The 14,460-nt window shown below is 46.0% G+C and carries 12 protein-coding genes and 2 pseudogenes; 2 read left to right on the top strand and 12 right to left on the bottom strand.

Features of this window, described 5'->3' with window-relative positions:
- Nucleotides 1-89: 89 nt before the first annotated feature.
- From dnaK to gpr, 8 genes are all read right to left on the bottom strand, one after another.
- Nucleotides 90-1,928 carry a molecular chaperone DnaK gene (dnaK, locus tag OVA33_RS12285; protein ID WP_007408273.1) on the bottom strand — a complete coding sequence of 613 codons (1,839 nt, stop codon included), beginning with the start codon at nt 1,926-1,928 and terminating at the stop codon, nt 90-92.
- A gap of 24 nt (nt 1,929-1,952) precedes the next feature.
- Entirely contained in the window at nt 1,953-2,528 is a 576-nt protein-coding gene (gene grpE, locus OVA33_RS12280) for a nucleotide exchange factor GrpE (protein WP_003152892.1), read from the bottom strand.
- Between the two features lie 59 nt (nt 2,529-2,587).
- A complete protein-coding gene (gene hrcA, locus OVA33_RS12275; protein ID WP_017418176.1) occupies nt 2,588-3,619 on the bottom strand; it encodes a heat-inducible transcriptional repressor HrcA in 1,032 nt (343 codons plus the stop codon).
- An 80-nt stretch (nt 3,620-3,699) separates the two neighbouring features.
- A complete protein-coding gene (hemW, locus tag OVA33_RS12270) occupies nt 3,700-4,839 on the bottom strand; it encodes a radical SAM family heme chaperone HemW (protein ID WP_013352937.1) in 1,140 nt (379 codons plus the stop codon).
- Between the two features lie 59 nt (nt 4,840-4,898).
- Nucleotides 4,899-6,734 (bottom strand): translation elongation factor 4, encoded by a 1,836-nt coding sequence (lepA, locus tag OVA33_RS12265; protein WP_013352938.1) that lies wholly within the window; start codon nt 6,732-6,734, stop codon nt 4,899-4,901.
- Between the two features lie 132 nt (nt 6,735-6,866).
- On the bottom strand, nt 6,867-7,205 hold the full coding sequence (locus OVA33_RS12260; protein WP_007408270.1) for a YqxA family protein: 339 nt from the start codon (nt 7,203-7,205) through the stop codon (nt 6,867-6,869).
- 16 nt (nt 7,206-7,221) lie between these two features.
- Nucleotides 7,222-8,415, bottom strand: a complete 1,194-nt coding sequence (spoIIP, locus tag OVA33_RS12255; protein ID WP_007612673.1) for a stage II sporulation protein P — start codon at nt 8,413-8,415, stop codon at nt 7,222-7,224.
- 67 nt (nt 8,416-8,482) lie between these two features.
- Nucleotides 8,483-9,589 (bottom strand): GPR endopeptidase, encoded by a 1,107-nt coding sequence (gpr, locus tag OVA33_RS12250; protein WP_003152878.1) that lies wholly within the window; start codon nt 9,587-9,589, stop codon nt 8,483-8,485.
- Between the two features lie 202 nt (nt 9,590-9,791).
- Between gpr and rpsT the strand changes: the two genes are divergently transcribed.
- Nucleotides 9,792-10,058: a 30S ribosomal protein S20 gene (gene rpsT / locus OVA33_RS12245; RefSeq protein WP_003152876.1), complete on the top strand. Its 267-nt coding sequence runs from the start codon at nt 9,792-9,794 to the stop codon at nt 10,056-10,058.
- Here the strand turns inward: rpsT and holA are convergent.
- Both holA and OVA33_RS12235 read right to left on the bottom strand, forming a co-directional pair.
- Nucleotides 10,021-11,116 (bottom strand): annotated as a pseudogene (gene holA / locus OVA33_RS12240) (DNA polymerase III subunit delta). The gene rpsT and the pseudogene holA sit on opposite strands and share 38 nt — an antisense overlap.
- A 39-nt stretch (nt 11,117-11,155) precedes the next feature.
- Nucleotides 11,156-11,307: pseudogene (locus OVA33_RS12235) on the bottom strand (hypothetical protein).
- Between the two features lie 40 nt (nt 11,308-11,347).
- On the opposite strand from OVA33_RS12235, the gene OVA33_RS12230 reads away from it, so the two are divergent.
- The gene (locus OVA33_RS12230) at nt 11,348-11,482 is read left to right on the top strand and encodes a YqzM family protein (RefSeq protein ID WP_003152870.1); all 135 of its coding nucleotides are present in this window, start codon (nt 11,348-11,350) and stop codon (nt 11,480-11,482) included.
- Between the two features lie 18 nt (nt 11,483-11,500).
- On the opposite strand, the gene OVA33_RS12225 is transcribed toward OVA33_RS12230, so the two are convergent.
- Both OVA33_RS12225 and OVA33_RS12220 read right to left on the bottom strand, forming a co-directional pair.
- The gene (locus OVA33_RS12225) at nt 11,501-13,852 is read right to left on the bottom strand and encodes a DNA internalization-related competence protein ComEC/Rec2 (protein WP_025649830.1); all 2,352 of its coding nucleotides are present in this window, start codon (nt 13,850-13,852) and stop codon (nt 11,501-11,503) included.
- Nucleotides 13,853-14,422: a ComE operon protein 2 gene (locus OVA33_RS12220; RefSeq protein WP_003152868.1), complete on the bottom strand. Its 570-nt coding sequence runs from the start codon at nt 14,420-14,422 to the stop codon at nt 13,853-13,855.
- Nucleotides 14,423-14,460 lie beyond the last annotated feature (38 nt).

The following is a 14,460-nucleotide window of genomic DNA, read 5'->3' as shown; positions in this document are numbered from 1 at the left end:
AAAGCCAAGAGATGCCTGACTTTGACTTTCTGTCTGTTGAATCAGAATATGCTGTGTGTTCTTCCGCCTATAGCCACGCGGGAAAGAACTTATTTTTTCGTTTCGTCGTCTTTTACTTCTTCGTATTCCGCATCGACAACGTTGTCGTCCGCTTTTTTGCCTTCAGCGTTTGCTCCGCCTTCAGCCTGCTGCGCTTTTGCAGCTTCTTCATAAAGCTTCATAGAAAGCTCTTGAACGATTGTTTGAAGCTCATCTTTTTTCGCTTTGATGTCTTCAATTTCGTTTTTCTCGATAGCGGCTTTCAGCGCGTCTTTCGCGTCGTTTGCTTTTTTCACTTGCTCTTCGTCCACTTTGCCTTCCAGATCTTTTAATGTTTTTTCCGTTTGGAACACAAGCTGGTCAGCTTCGTTGCGGACTTCGATTTCTTCTTTTCTCTTCGCATCAGCGTCAGCGTTTTCTTCCGCTTCTTTTACCATGCGTTCGATCTCATCATCAGAAAGACCTGAAGAAGATTTGATAGTAATGTTTTGTTCTTTTCCTGTGCCTAAGTCTTTCGCTCTTACGTTTACGATACCGTTTTTGTCAATATCGAAAGAAACTTCGATTTGCGGTACGCCGCGCGGTGCCGGCGGGATATCAGTAAGCTGGAAGCGGCCGAGCGTTTTGTTGTCGGCAGACATCGGGCGCTCACCTTGAAGCACGTGAATGTCAACAGCCGTTTGGTTGTCGGCAGCGGTTGAGAATACTTGAGACTTGCTCGTCGGAATTGTCGTGTTGCGGTCGATCAGTTTCGTGAACACGCCGCCCATTGTTTCAATACCGAGAGAAAGCGGTGTAACGTCAAGAAGAACAACGTCTTTTACGTCTCCCGTGATGACGCCGCCTTGAATCGCTGCACCCAGCGCTACAACTTCATCAGGGTTTACGCCTTTATGCGCTTCTTTACCCGTTTCTTTTTTGATTGCTTCCTGTACGGCAGGAATACGTGTTGATCCGCCGACAAGGATAACTTTGTCGATTTCGCTTGCAGAAAGATCCGCATCTTGAAGAGCCTGACGGACAGGAGCCATTGTGCGCTCAACAAGGTGAGCGGAAAGCTCTTCGAATTTAGCGCGGGTCAGGGTCAGCTCAAGGTGAAGCGGACCTGCTTCTCCCGCCGTGATAAACGGTAAAGAAATTTGTGTGGATGATACGCCGGAAAGATCTTTTTTCGCTTTCTCAGCCGCATCTTTCAAACGCTGAAGCGCCATTTTGTCTTTTGAAAGATCAATGCCGTTTTCTTTTTTGAATTCTGCTACGAGATGATCGATGATGACTTGGTCAAAGTCGTCCCCGCCAAGACGGTTGTCACCGGCAGTTGAACGGACTTCAAACACGCCGTCGCCAAGTTCAAGAACAGATACGTCAAACGTACCGCCGCCAAGGTCGTAAACAAGAATTGTTTGGTCTTCGTCCGTTTTATCAAGTCCGTATGCAAGCGCTGCTGCAGTCGGCTCGTTGATAATACGCTCTACTTCAAGACCGGCGATTTTACCGGCATCTTTTGTCGCTTGGCGCTCTGCATCGTTGAAGTATGCAGGAACCGTGATAACGGCTTTTGAAACTGTTTCGCCGAGGTAGCTTTCAGCATATGCTTTCAGATGCTGAAGGATAATAGCTGACACTTCTTGAGGCGTGTAGTCTTTTCCTTCGATTTCCACTTTATAGTCAGTACCCATATGGCGTTTAACAGACATGATTGTGTTAGGATTTGTGATTGATTGGCGTTTCGCCACTTCCCCTACTTGGCGCTCGCCGTTTTTAAATGCAACGACTGACGGAGTCGTACGGTTTCCTTCAGCGTTGGCGATGACTGTAGGCTCTCCGCCTTCAAGCACTGCCACACATGAGTTTGTCGTACCCAAGTCAATTCCGATTACTTTACTCACTTTGAATTACCTCCTGCTATGTAGTTATTGATTCACTTTTACCATTGAAGGACGGATGACGCGATCCTTCAGTTTGTAGCCTTTTTGCAGTTCTTCGATAACAATATTGCTGCCGAAGTTTTCATCTTCCACCTGCATGACGGCTTGGTGAAGGTTCGGATCAAATTCCTGACCGACAGCTTCGATGGCTTCAACGCCTTCTTTTTCAAGTGCGTCCATCAGCTGGCGGCGGACCATTTCCATACCTTGCAGCAAGCTTTTTGTCTGCTCGCTTTCAGCTTCTACCTGTAACGCCCGTTCAAAGTTGTCGAGAGCCGGAAGGATTTCCGTTACGACGTTTTGAGAACGGTATTTCTGAGCAGCTTCCATCTCAAGGCGGCTGCGTCGTTTATAGTTTTCAAAGTCTGCTTGAACACGCAAAAGCTTGTTTTCTTTTTCATCAAGCAAACCCTGCAATTCATCAATTTGGTGCTGAAGGGCTTCTTCCTGACCTGCCGTTTCTTCATGCTGCTCTTGTGAAGCCGCTTGTTCTGCCTGTTCTGTCACTTCTTCTTGTTCTGCTGCTTCAACCTGTTCTGCGGTTTGTTTTTCTTCTGACATTGTGTTCACCTCCCTCAAATGCTGTAAAAAGATGACTGAAAATGATTGCCAAAATTCCCTTATTCATCATACAAACTTGTGAATGCTTTTGACAAGTCCGAAGTCACATGCTGCAGCAGGCTGACGACTCTTGAATAATCCATGCGCGTCGGCCCGATAATCGCGATTGATCCGATCTGTTTCGTATCAACTGTATAAGTGGCCGTGATTAAGCTGCAGTTTTCCATTTCTTCGTAGTCGTTTTCTTTGCCGATTTTGATTGAAATCCCCGCTTTTGATGACTGAAACAGCTTCAGAACATCCTGCTCTTTTTCAATTAAAGATAAAAGCGAGCGGACCCTTTCAATATCATGGAACTCCGGCTGATTCAGCATGTTGATCTTTCCGCCGAAAAACAATTTCTCAACGTGGGCCGCCGGATGGAATGTGGAGCGGAGCGATTCAAGTATGCTGTCATAGTTGGCGATATGCTGCCTTAAATATGTGACAACCTCTTTAAAAATGCGCTCATTCAGTTCGTCCATCGGCACGCCCGCTAATCGATCGTTTAATATATTGACCAGTTTTTCAATATCGGCCAAATCCACTTTAGCCGGGAAATTGATGGTGCGGTTTTCGACATGCCCCGTGTTCGTGACGAGGATGGCGACCGCCTTATCCGGCTGGATCGGAACGATTTGAATCTGTTTAAGATAGTTCTCGCTCAGCGTCGGCCCGAGGACAATCGATGTGTAGTTTGTCAGGTCGGACAGGATTTGCGCTGATTTTTGGACTGTTTTTTCCAGCTCGAAGATTTTTTCTTTAAATATCGAGTGAATTAAATCCAGATCGGTTTTTGTCAGCTTGACGGGTGACAGCAAATGATCGACATAATACCTGTACCCTTTTTCCGACGGAATCCGTCCTGAGGATGAATGGGTTTTTTCAATAAAGCCCAATTCCTCCAAGTCAGCCATCTCGTTTCTGATCGTTGCAGAGCTGAATGTAATCTCGTCTTTTTTTGAAAGAGTTCTTGATCCTACAGGCTGCGCTGATTGTATAAAATCATTAATAATCACTTGCAGGATCAACAGCTGACGATTTGTTAACATCATCATCACCCCTGTTAGCACTCAAGGTCAGCGAGTGCTAATTCTATATCAAAAGTAACAAACCAAAAGAAAAATGTCAATTATAACTCACCCAAAAAAGCGCCAAAAACCTCATTTCCTAATAATTTGCCCTCATGCGTTAATGCAACCGATTCTTCCGTGTCACAGATCAGGCCTTTTTCGGTTAAATCTTTGAGAACATCGGGAAACAGTTCGTCAACCGAGCGTCCGAATTTATCGAGGAAAGCTTGCTTTTGTACGCCGGACATTTTTCTGAGACCGAGGAACATTTCTTCTTCAATCTGCTCCTCACGTGTCACCTCGTGCGTGTCACGATAAGGCAGCCCCTTTTCTTCGATGAGCTGAATGTAATGTTTCACAGGCCCGGCGTTGACGGTGCGCGTGCCGCTGATATACCCGTGAGCGCCTGCGCCAAAACCGAAATACGCTTCATTGCTCCAATACGTCAGATTATGCTGCGACTCGTATCCGGGCTTTGCAAAGTTGCTGATTTCATATTGGCGGATGCCTGCTTCACTCATCTGCCTCATGACCGTTTCATACATCTCGGCCTCTTGTTCTTGCGCCGGGAGATGCAGGCGGCCTTTTTGCATTAAATTATAAAACACCGTTTTCGGCTCTACGATCAGCGAGTAAACGGAATAATGCTCCGCATCAAGAGACAAAGCCGTTTTGACGGAATTGTCAAGATCGGCCAGCGTCTGACCCGGCAGGCCGAACATTAAATCGAGACTGATGTTGTCGAAGCCGAGAGCCCTCGCACGTTCAAAGGAAGTGAATACGTCCTTTTGTTTATGCACTCTGCCGATTTTTTGTAAAAGCTCATCTTCAAAGGTTTGAACACCGAAGCTCAGCCGGTTGACACCGGCATTTTTCATGATTTTTAATTTTTCCGGGGACAAATCATCCGGATTCGCTTCCGCGGCAAATTCTATGAGTCCGTCAGAAGGTTTCAGCACGCGGTGAATGGAATCCATCAATTTTTCCAGCTGGTCGGGTGAGAGCGATGTCGGCGTGCCTCCCCCGATAAAAATCGTGCGGAGATCGGGGCGTCCCGTCCGTTCTATTGTGTTTATCATTTCCTTTTCGAGTGAGTTTAAGTACTCATCGACAGGCTGGCTCTGAATAAAATATTTATTGAAATCGCAATAGTGGCAGATATGCTCACAAAACGGAATATGAATATAAGCTGATTTCATTTTGAAACACCTTCTTCTTTACAGAAAGAAGCCGCAGCGCGGGACTGCGGCGGCTTCCGTTATTTTTTCGGGCTGTCATCCATTTTAAGAACGGCCATAAACGCTTCCTGCGGCACTTCTACCGAGCCGACCTGCTTCATCCGGCGTTTTCCTTCTTTTTGTTTTTCAAGAAGCTTCCGTTTCCGCGAGATGTCTCCTCCGTAACATTTTGCAAGGACGTTTTTCCGCATGGCCTTAATGGTTGAGCGGGCCACGATTTTCTGTCCGATCGCTGCCTGTACGGGCACTTCGAATTGCTGGCGGGGAATCAATTCTTTCAATTTTTCGACGATGACTTTCCCGCGCTCGTATGCGTAATCGCGGTGCACGATAAACGACAGCGCATCAATTTTTTCTGCATTCAGCATAATATCCATTTTGACGAGTTTGGACGGTTTGTAGCCGATCAGCTCGTAATCGAAAGAGGCGTACCCTTTCGTGCTGGATTTCAGCTGATCAAAAAATTCATATACGATTTCCGCAAGAGGCATCTCATATACAATGCTGACCCGGTTGGCGTCTAAGTACTGCATATCGATAAAGTTGCCCCGTTTCCCCTGACAAAGCTCCATAACCGCTCCGACGTAATCGTTCGGAACCATCATCGTCGCTTTGACATAAGGTTCTTCCACCCGCTCTATTTTTTGCGGGTCAGGCATGTTTGACGGGTTATCCACGATGATCTTTTCGCCGTCCGTCATATAAACGTCATAAATAACGCTCGGCGCGGTCGTAATAAGGTCAATTTTAAATTCCCGTTCAATCCGCTCTTGAATGATTTCCATGTGAAGCATTCCTAAAAAACCGCAGCGGAAACCGAAGCCGAGGGCTTGTGACGTCTCCGCCTCGTATTGAAGAGATGAATCGTTCAATTCAAGTTTTTCCAGAGCTTCACGCAAATCATTATATTTGGCTGTGTCAATCGGATAAAGTCCGCAGTATACCATCGGATTGAGTTTGCGGTAGCCCGGAAGCGCTTCTGCCGCAGGCTTAACCGCGCTCGTGATCGTATCACCGACACGGGTGTCGCCGACGTTTTTGATTGCGGCTGTCAAATAGCCTACGTCACCGACTGTCAATTCGTCAGCCGGCTGCGCTTTCGGCGTAAAGACGCCGACTTCAATGACTTCAAACTCTTTTCCGGTTGCCATCATTTTAATTTTCTGGCCCGGTTTGACCGTTCCTTCTACGACTCTGATATACGCGACGACTCCGCGGTACGCGTCATAAAGCGAGTCAAAGATGAGCGCTTTCAGCGGAGCTTCCGGATCTCCCGCGGGAGCCGGCACTTTTTCTACGATCTGTTCTAAAATGTCTTCGATGCCGATGCCCGCTTTCGCTGAAGCGAGGACGGCGTCTGAAGCGTCAAGGCCGATAACGTCCTCAACCTCTTGACGCACACGTTCTGGCTCTGCGCTCGGAAGATCGATTTTATTAATGACAGGAAGAATCTCAAGATCATTATCAAGCGCCAGATAGACGTTCGCCAATGTCTGCGCTTCTATTCCCTGAGCCGCATCAACAACGAGAATCGCGCCTTCACAGGCAGCCAGGCTTCGCGAAACTTCATATGTAAAGTCGACGTGTCCGGGCGTGTCGATGAGATGGAATATATATTCTTCTCCGTCTTTTGCTTTGTATTTCAGCTGAACGGAATTTAATTTGATGGTAATTCCCCGTTCGCGTTCAAGGTCCATTGAATCAAGCAATTGTTCTTTCATTTCCCGCTGGGTGATCGCCGATGTTTTTTCTAAAATCCGATCCGCCAAGGTCGATTTGCCGTGGTCTATGTGGGCGATGATGGAGAAATTCCGGATTCTTGACTGCCTCTCTAAACGCTTTTCTTTATCTGTCACAATCTATCACTCCTACTATTAAACGCAAAATACACTAGCTTAGATTATATCAATAGGATTGTAAACATTCAATTAAAACAAGAAAGAGAAAAGCTTCCTTTAAGGAATCATCCGCTTTTCTCTTCATCAATGCTAACGGTTCAGTTTCGAAACCCACTCGTACATCGCCTGCGCCGAGTCCGTCACGGTATTTGAAAGGGTTTCTCCGGCTTTTGAAAACAGGTTGAAGGTTTCCGCCTGTTCCAGCTGTTTTTGTTTTTCTTCCAGATCTTTCGCCGTAACGGTTTGTCCCAAAATGGAAGCTTCTTTTTCCTGTCCTTCTCCGCCGCCGAGCGTGAATGCTCCTTTTAAGGAGGGATCTTTGTATCCTTTCATATCAAGCATTCCGCTGTTTGCCTGCTGCATGCCGAACAAAACGCCGAAAAACATGACAATGGCGATCAGCAGGCATTTGCCGGTAAAACGGATCATTTGAATCACCTGATTTCTATTGTTTTTTCTTCTCTCCTGATTGCGAACTGACCTTTTCTGCATCCCAGTACAGTTCGCTGAACACATCGGCCACGGCATCTGATGCGCGCCTCAGTTCTTCAAGATTGTTATCCACGCCCCCGAATTCCAGCAGAAGCGACCGATCGTTTAAATCTTGGTTGTATACTCCATTATCTCCCGGAGAGCCTTTTGATAAAACACCGACGCTTAAGCCGGGGTATTTTTTCTCCATCAGCTTATGAAGTTCACTTGCGAGTTTATAGTTTTCTTCAAAATTAGCGCTTTTTTTGCCGACGACGATGGCGACTCTGGCATAGCTTTTTCCTTTGATGTCGGCTGTCGTATTTTTCTTGCGGCGGGAATCCCGGTGAATGTCTATGGTATATTGCAGGTTTTTATTTTTGGCGAGCGCGCTTTTTACGACCGGCCTTGATTCGTCATAGCTTCGCGCATAATTTAAGCCGTCTTTGTTCAGGCGGGCCTGAATGTCGGTTTTATCTACGGTCGCTCCTACACCTTGCGCTTCAAGCGCTTTTCCGAACATATCTCCGACAAGCGTGACATTGGCCTTCGAATGGCGGGCGTTATCCGGATTTGTTTCCCCCTTTAACAGAGGAAGATAGGATTCGGTATTATGAGTGTGGTAAATAAAAACGACTTTTTTGCTGCCTGTTGAATGTTTCGGCGGCGCCGTTTCTTCTTTTTTCGTTTTGTTTTCGATTTCTGCCAGGTTCACTTCTTTTTCTTTTTCCATCACCTTCGACGGCGGCGGAGATTCAGCAGGCATATTCGTATAATCCGTCCCCTGCCCCGCCAGAAGGATCTCCGTATCGTATTGGGCAAATCCCGGCAGCTCACGTCCCAAGAAACTCCGCGGGTCTTCCATATTAATACTTGTCGCCAGTTTTAAGGAAAGCCGGGACAGCTGAAAAGAGTCTTTTTCAGGAAGCTCTGAGGCGAAATAATGATTTTCCATACCGAGGAGGTGTGCAAACGCGTCACCCGGAAGTTCTCCGGCAATTCCGTGAAGAGAATCCGAAGAAAGCCTCAGTTCAGGGCGAAGCGATGTGAGCACACCCGATAATACGAAAATAACGATAAGGCTTGTCATAAACAAAAACATGCCCTTGAGCGCATTTCCACCGTTTACTGCAACGACAATTTGACGGTTTCTGCGTTTTTTTCTCATGATTTGAATCCCTCCAGCGCTTGTCTAGTAATTACTCTATGAACAAGCTAGAGGAGGTAGAACCATTTTAATGATTATAAGAGCCTTTGTTATCTTGTGACACTTTTTCATGAAGGGCGGTGTTTAACCCGTTTGCAAGCACGTTCGCCATATCATCAATAAAGGTGTCAATCTCCTTCGGTGTGACCATCAGATTATGGCCGAGCGGAGAGAGCACTTCGTGAATCAGCTGGCGTTTTTCGTTTTCGTCCAGTGTGCCGACAATACCGAGAAAGGATTGGCGTTCTTTTTCTCCGGGAAGGTCTTCGTCTGTCAGCACCTTCTTTTTGCCGAAGTTCATTCCGGCGGGCACCAGAGATCTTGACGGGCTGTCATCTTTCATCTCTCTGCCGAAATGCTTTAATATATAATCCACCGTATCGCTCGCGATCGTAACCGCATCAACGACAGTCGGTACCCCGATTGCGATGACGGGGATGCCGAGCGTTTCCTTGCTTAATTCTTTTCTCTTATTGCCGACGCCTGATCCCGGGTGAATGCCCGTATCAGAAAATTGGATGGTCGTGTTCACCCTTTCAACGGCTCTTGCCGCAAGAGCGTCTACCGCAATCACAAAATCCGGCTTTGATTCTTTGATCACACCTTGAATAATATCGCTCGTTTCAATTCCCGTTAATCCCATCACACCGGGAGCAAGCGCGCTGACCGGCCTGTACCCTTCCTGTACGTTTTCCGGCTGAAGCCTGAACAGATGCCTTGTCACAAGAAGGTTTTCGGTCACGAGAGGGCCGAGCGCATCCGGCGTCACATTCCAGTTGCCGAGACCGACGATCAAACAGCTTGCATCCTTTGGAATCTTTAATGCCGACAGATAGGCGGAAAATTCCTCGGCAAACACTTCCGTTACTTTTTCCTGCATGTCAGAGTCGTGTTCCCGAACCCCTTGAGCCTCGATCGTGACATAGCGTCCCTGCTTTTTCCCCGATAGCTCGGCGCCTTCTTTGGTAATATCGACGGTTCTGACTTTAATGCCGCCCTTGTCGCGTTCTTTTTCAATAAACCCGTTTATTTCTTTTGTCTGACCGGCTTGTCCGTCTTTTACCGCCTGTTTCGTTTCTACCGCTAAATCCGTCCGTATCAGAAATTGATTGACATCCAGTTCGTTGTTTTTCACAGGAAAGACCTCCTTCAATCATCGTGGTATATAGTGTGACCATTTACAAAACGAATCATGCGAATTTACCCATCAACGAAAAATACTTTACATTTATATTGCAATCTAAAGTTCTGTTTGATAGAATACAATTTGTTCTATTGTGAAGAAGATTTAACCTTAAGACACTGTGCTACAGGTTGTATCTTAGGAGGTGAAACACATGCCAAACATTAAATCAGCGATTAAACGTACAAAAACAAACAACGAACGCCGCGCTCATAACGCGACAATCAAATCTGCTATGCGTACTGCAATCAAACAAGTTGAAGCTTCTGTTGCTAACAACGAAGCGGATAAAGCGAAAACTGCTCTTTCTGAAGCAGCGAAACGCATTGATAAAGCAGTGAAAACAGGTCTTGTACACAAAAATGCCGCAGCTCGATACAAATCTAGACTTGCGAAACAAGTGAACGGACTTTCTGCATAATACAAAAACGATCCCTGTAACGGGGATCGTTTTTTTCATTCAGTCCGGAGAAGCTCAAGGAGAAAGAGCTCCAGCAAGAGCTGCTTGTCCTTTTTCCCCGTTTTCATTTCATAATCCATCACTGCGAGTCTTTCTATAATACGCCGCAGCTCTTCTTCAGAAAAAAGCCTCGCCTGATCCATCGCCAGCTTTACCCGGAAGGGGTGCACCTTTAAGTTGGAAGCGATTTGCTTTTGGCCGTATCCTTGTCCCGCAAAATACTTCGTCTGCATAATCAGACGGAATTGGTTGGCGATCAGCGCCATAATTTTGATCGGTTCTTCGTTTTGTTTTAAAAGATCATAAAATATTTGAAGACTTTCCGTCCGTTTTCGGTTCACGATTTTGTTGATCAGCTCAAAAATATTCTGCTCCAAACTTCTTGCGACGAGCTCCCGGACATCTTCAAGTGTGATCTCATGTCTGTTACCGGTGTAGGCGGAGAGTTTTTGTATTTCCTGATATATGGAAGACAGATGGCCGTTTGCAAGCAGAACCAAATGCTCGGCAGCTTCTGTATCGATCATTTTATTTTCGGATTTCGCCAGATTAATCGTAAAATCAGTCGTCTCCTTTGCATTCAGCTCCTTAGCTTCAATCATAAGGGCTTTTTGCTTCAGCGCTTTCGTCAGCTTTTTCCGTTCGTCCAGCTTCTCATACGGAGCCACAATCACAAAGACCGTGTAAGGTGCAGGCTCCTTCAGATAAGTCTCCAGAGCGGCTGTATTATGCTCTATTTTTTCTTTCTTTTTTTCCCCTGTTAAAAAAGACGGATTTTTTACGATGACCAGCCGCTTCTCTCCCATAAACGGAAACGTTTCCGCATCGGTTACGGCCTGGTCAAGCGGATCTTCTTCAAGATCAAAAACAGACAGGTTAAAATCCTTTGTCTCCTCATCAACGACAGCTTGTCTGATCCGGCTGACAGTTTCTTGGAGCAGATACGTTTCTTTTCCATATAAACAATAAACGGAGCGGACATCCCCTTTTTTCAGGGCTTTCCAAACATCAAATACCATGATCGTATGACTTCCTCTCTTTCTTGATCCCCTTCTATCCTAAATTGAGTTCGGCAAATAGTAAAGAGGAAGCTTTAAGGACAGCTTCCTCATTTATAATAAACGCCTGATTCACAAGCTCCCGGGTCTGCTTGTAAAAAGGCGATAATCACAAGAACAGAAAACGTTACCATCACTTCTAGATTTTTCAAAACAATTCCAGTATACTTAGGGAAGTCAGGAGGGATGAAATTGAATGATTTTGAAAAAAACGTTCAAAGCAAACGAAATGATGCTGTTGACTCAGCTGTCGGTTTTGTCGTGTCCTTCGGATTTTTCGCCTTTTTGTTCGTGATGGCAACAGCCATCCATCTTATCGGCTCTTAGCCGCATTCCGGGCTGCTGTCAATCGGCAGTCTTTTTTACTTCTTGCGCCCTGATTTCTTCTATATCATATGGAGGGAAGACGGAAAACGTTCCGGCGCCTTTTTTAAATCTGTATTGAATCGTTCCGCTGATATCGGTGCGAAGCACATTGACAGAGTACGCCTTCAAACGATCCAGCACTTCTTCATGCGGATGATGGTATCGATTCTCTTTTCCTGCTGAAATCAGCGCCGCTTCCGGCTGAAGCTGTTTCAAAAAGGCTTCACTCGTTGAGCTTTTGCTGCCGTGATGACCCGCCTTCAATATATCAGCCTTCAGATTCGGATACGTTTTCAGCACTTCCGTTTCGCCGTCCGATTCTAAATCTCCCGTCAAAAGCCAGCTCACTCCGCTTAAAACCGTCCAAAGCACCAGTGACGAATCATTTTTACTCCTTCCGTCAGACGACTCCGGAGACAGCACCTGAAACTGAAGATCACCGGCTGTAATGGTGTCGCCCCGCTTTGCTTCGGCAACGGGAATGTTGTTTTCTTTCGCCATATTTAATATGTTCTGATCCTTCGGTTCTTTTACGAATCCCACGGGGACAATTAACCGTTTGACTCTATGATTTTTGATTAACACTCCGGCTTCTCCGATGTGATCTTGATCCGCATGGGTTAAAATCAGCGCATCCAGCTTTTTCACCCCTTTTCCGTTTAAAAACGGAATCAAAACCTTCTCGCCGATAGAATACGGGTGGCGTTTTTCTTTCCATGATTCTCCGGGATAAGCAATCACTCCCCCTGTATCAACCATTACGGTCCCTTTGCGGTGCGGCGCGCTTATAAACAGTGAGTCTCCCTGCCCGATATCAAGCATATCCGCTTCTCCCCATGGACTGAAATACGGACGGCATATTAAATAAGCCAAAACCGCGCAGAAAAAAAGAACCGATTTCCTGAGTTTTAAAAAACCTCCCTTTTCCAAAGCCGCAAAAAGAGTAAAAACGGAAACCGCAAGCAGAAGAAGGGAAAGAAAGTCAGGCTTTGACACAATCATAGTAAATAAATCAACGGATGCCGCATATGTAATGAAATCATGTACAGGCTTCATCACAAGGTCGAACATATCAAACAAACATTCTCCCATCTGCCCTGAAAGTAAAAGAAGAAGGAAACCGATGACAGAAACCGGAATGACAAATAACGTATAAAATGGCACCATCACCATATTCATCGGAAAACTGACAAGTGAAATTTGCTGAAAATGATAGAGAAGAAACGGAAGTGAGCTGAGCTCCGCAATGAATGAAGCCATCGCAAGCCCGGCAAGTCTGCTTTTCCCTGCTTTCTTTAAAATGGAGGATGACAGAATTAAAGAGGCGCTTACCGCAAAGGAAAGCTGGAAGCCCGCCTGCCAAAGGAAGTAAGGATTAAACAGCAGGAGCAGCAGATAAGACAGGGACAATGCAGCGGAGGAATGAATGCCGCGTTTAACAAGAGTTCCGGCGATATAAAACCCCAGCATGAGGGATGCGCGCAATACGGATGGGGCGGCACCGCTCAGCAGCGTATACACCGGCAAAAACAACAGCAGCAAAATTCCCGCTTTTTCTCTTGTCAGCCCGATTCTGATCAGAGCATAAAATAATCCCGCCGTAATAAGACCGACATGCATTCCGGAAATCGCCATTAAATGAACGACTCCCAAATTTTGATATGCACTCAGTATATCGTCCTCTATAGAAAATCTTTCACCTAAGGTCAGCGCTTCAACAATTCCGGCGGAAGATTCAGGCACGTGATTCCGAATGATCGAAATCAAATTTTTTCTGATGTTCAGCAGTTTAAACAGCGGCTGTTTGGATTTTTCACACTGCTGAATGGAAGTCACGGAAAATAACCAGTGAATCTGCTGAGAGTAAAGATATTCCTTATAATCAAAACCTCCGGGAACCGTCGCATGTGCAGGCTGCTCCAGAGAGCCTGTAAACGTGCAGCGCATCCCCGGTTCAAGCTGTTCAATGAGTCTCTTTTCCTCAAGAGACCGGATTTTGTACGAAGCCGCCCATTTTTCCTTGTCATGTGTACGGATAACGGCTGACATTTTCGCTCCGTCAACCTTCGGAATGTTAGTGATGACGACCTGTTCAGTATAACTGCCGGCCTGATACCGCGTTACATTCGCAGCGTCACAAACCGTATAAAGAAAGAAATAAAGACAAAAAGAAACGAGGCAGACAATAACCGGAGCATGCTGCTTTGTTTTTATCATAATAAAGAGAAGATACAGAAGAAAAAGGAGCAGAACCCAGAAGACATGAGCGGCGGCAATTCCCGCAGTTGCAGAAACCGCCGCCAGAGGCAGAAGAAGGTATTTATATTTCATTTATACGTAACTGGTAAACAGCTCATTGGCCTGTTCATGAATTTTTTTCAGTTCATCTGCCTTAACTCCCGCATCAGATAATTGCTGAATCAGACCTGCTACAAAAGACAATTTTTCGCGGTTTTTCAGATCGATGATCATTTCATCAAGTTCGACCTGCTCCACCTTGACTCCGGCTTGGCTGAACAGCTCTTTTGCATAAGGCTGTGTTTTGTAATCTTCGGCATAATAGACCGTTTTGATGCCTGCCTGGATAATTGATTTGCAGCATTGAATACAAGGATAATGCGTCACATAAATTTCGGCGCCCTCCGTCGGAACACCGAACTTAGAACATTGCAGAATCGCATTCATCTCTGCATGTATGGTCCTCTGGCAATGATTATCTATTAAAAGGCATCCTTCATCAGCGCAATGGACGCCGCCGGCAATTGAGCCGTTGTATCCGCCGGCAATCATCCGCTTATCTCTGACTACGGTTGCCCCGACTGACAGTCTCGGACATGTGCTTCTCAGCGCCAGCAAATGGCTTTGCGCCATAAAATATTGATTCCATGAGATTCGTTCCACAAGTGTTCCCTCCAAAAAGTCTTGTTGCTTTTCTAAGT

Source organism: Bacillus sp. KICET-1 (assembly GCF_027721405.1).
GTDB lineage: Bacteria > Bacillota > Bacilli > Bacillales > Bacillaceae > Bacillus > Bacillus velezensis.
This window is presented reverse-complemented; position numbering and strand designations above follow the sequence as displayed.